Origin of the sequence: Mesorhizobium sp. M1E.F.Ca.ET.063.01.1.1 (assembly GCF_003998155.1) — a bacterium.
Taxonomy (GTDB): Bacteria; Pseudomonadota; Alphaproteobacteria; order Rhizobiales; family Rhizobiaceae; genus Mesorhizobium.
Genome location: NZ_RZSC01000946.1, coordinates 1 through 1,973, shown reverse-complemented (window position 1 = coordinate 1,973; position 1,973 = coordinate 1). Strand labels below are relative to the sequence as shown.

Sequence of the window (1,973 nt, the reverse complement as noted above, 5' to 3'; positions counted from 1 at the left end):
GTCTACGGAATGGTGGCTGGCCGCCGCATGCGCCATGCGCCGCGCGAGAAGGTCGCTGCACCCGTGCTCTGCGTCGGCAATCTCACCGTCGGCGGCAGCGGCAAGACGCCGGTCGCGATCGCGCTGGCGAAACAGGCGAGGCGCATGCAGCTTTCGCCCGGCTTCCTGTCACGCGGCCATGGCGGCTCCTTTGCCAAGCCGCATGTCGTCGACGCGCGGCACGACGCCGCCAAGCATGTCGGCGACGAGCCGCTGCTTTTGGCCGAGCACGCGCCGGTGGCGGTAACGGCGGACCGCGCCGCCGGCGCCAGGTTGCTGATGGAAAAGCATGGCTGCGATTTCCTGATCATGGACGACGGCTTCCAGTCGGCGCGCATCCATATCGACTACGCGCTGGTCGTGGTCGATGCGCGCTTCGGCATCGGCAATGGCCGCGTCATTCCAGGCGGGCCGCTCAGGGCCAAGGTCGTCGACCAGTTGGTCTTCACCAGCGGCCTGCTGAAGATGGGCGAGGGGAGCGCCGCCGATACGGTGGTGCGCCAGGCGGCGCGCGCCGGCCGGCCGGTCTTCCTCGCGCATGTCGAGCCGGCGGACCCGGCGCGCTTTGCCGACGGCCGCTTCCTCGCTTTTGCCGGCATCGGCCATCCCGAAAAATTCTTCGACACGGTACGCGGCGCCGGCGGCGAGGTCGTGCTGTCGCGCGCCTTCCCGGACCATCACTTCTACGCCGCGGACGAACTCGCCGATCTCCTGGCGCTCGCGCGGCGCGAGGGACTGCGCCTCGTCAGCACCGCCAAGGACGCCGCGCGGCTCCGCCACGGCAACGCGCCCGCCGGATTCCTCGCCCAGCTCGACGTCCTCGACATCGAGGCCGTGTTCGAGCTCGATCACGTGCCGGAGCGTATCATCAACGAGACGCTCGACGCCTGGCGGCTGCGCAAGATGCGGGGGTGACGAAGGAGAGGACTCTACCCCCGCTTGCGCAGCTCCGGATGCGCCTCGATCTCGCGGCGCAGCGACGCGGCCGCGCTCACATAGGGCTCCTGCCTGGCGACGCTCCAATATTTGAGCTCGTCCAGCGGAATGCTCTCGCCGGTCACCGCGCAGCGCACGAATGTGCCGGGGCTCGTCACCTGGAAGTCGCCGTCGAGATAGCGGATGCGCGCTTCCTTGCCGCCGGGGCCTTCAAAACGGTTCATCATGAAATGGCGCTTGAGTTCATGCGTTTTCAATCGCCACAAATCGCGGGCAAGGTCAAGCTTGACGCAATGCTCATGTAATATCGCTTGGCCGGCACAATGGTTTCCGGAGCCGGCATGGACATCAACCCAACCCGCCTGACGTCGCTGCTGAAGGAGGCGCTGACCCCGCAGCCGGTGCCGTCGGCCAGACCCGATCCGGCGACCGCCGCGCTGGTCAAGGCGCTCGTCCAGCCGCCGGCGCCTTCGACGGTGCAATCGGCGCAGTTTGCCGCGCAGACGCTGAACGGCTCCTTGGCCAAGCTGCCCGCTCAATCGCCGCAGCGCCTGTCCTCGGTCGAGATCGAGAACGCCTACAGAGCCGTCATGGAGCCCGATGTCGGCACCGATGACGCCTCGGCAAGGGCTTCGGCACACAGGCCGGCGGCCGATGCCGACCAGCCTCCGCGAGCCATCGCCCAGGCGCAGGCGGCAGCCGCCGGCAGCTCGCAAATCGCAGCGGTTCCGTTACCGTCCTCATTCTCGCCCACCATAGCTTCTGGGGTGCTGTTTGCGGCCAACACCAACGCGCCGCCGCGCGGAGGCGGTCGCCCCGGCCACGCTCCGCGATCCGAACCCGGCCAGACGCCGCTGTGGATGATATCGATCGTGACGGCCATCGTCTCGGCCGCGACCACCACGATCGTGCTGTTGCTGCTTCGCTGATCGAAGCTGACCGTCCTAGATATCGTCTTGCAGGAAGGCTTCGAGCTTTTCCGGTGCCAGCCCCGCCTG

The 1,973-nt window shown here is 68.0% G+C and carries 3 protein-coding genes; 2 read left to right on the top strand and 1 reads right to left on the bottom strand.

Annotated elements, in window-relative coordinates:
* On the top strand, positions 1-954 hold a 954-nt coding region (gene lpxK / locus EOA29_RS34625), incomplete at its 5' end, for a tetraacyldisaccharide 4'-kinase (protein ID WP_127222267.1).
* Positions 955-968: 14 nt separating this feature from the next.
* Here lpxK and EOA29_RS34620 read toward each other — a convergent pair.
* Positions 969-1,202, bottom strand: coding sequence for a DUF2093 domain-containing protein (locus EOA29_RS34620; RefSeq protein WP_126095937.1), 234 nt, complete (start codon positions 1,200-1,202; stop codon positions 969-971).
* Between the two features lie 114 nt (positions 1,203-1,316).
* On the opposite strand from EOA29_RS34620, the gene EOA29_RS34615 reads away from it, so the two are divergent.
* Positions 1,317-1,904, top strand: a complete 588-nt coding sequence (locus EOA29_RS34615; RefSeq protein WP_126094353.1) for a hypothetical protein — start codon at positions 1,317-1,319, stop codon at positions 1,902-1,904.
* Positions 1,905-1,973: the final 69 nt, after the last annotated feature.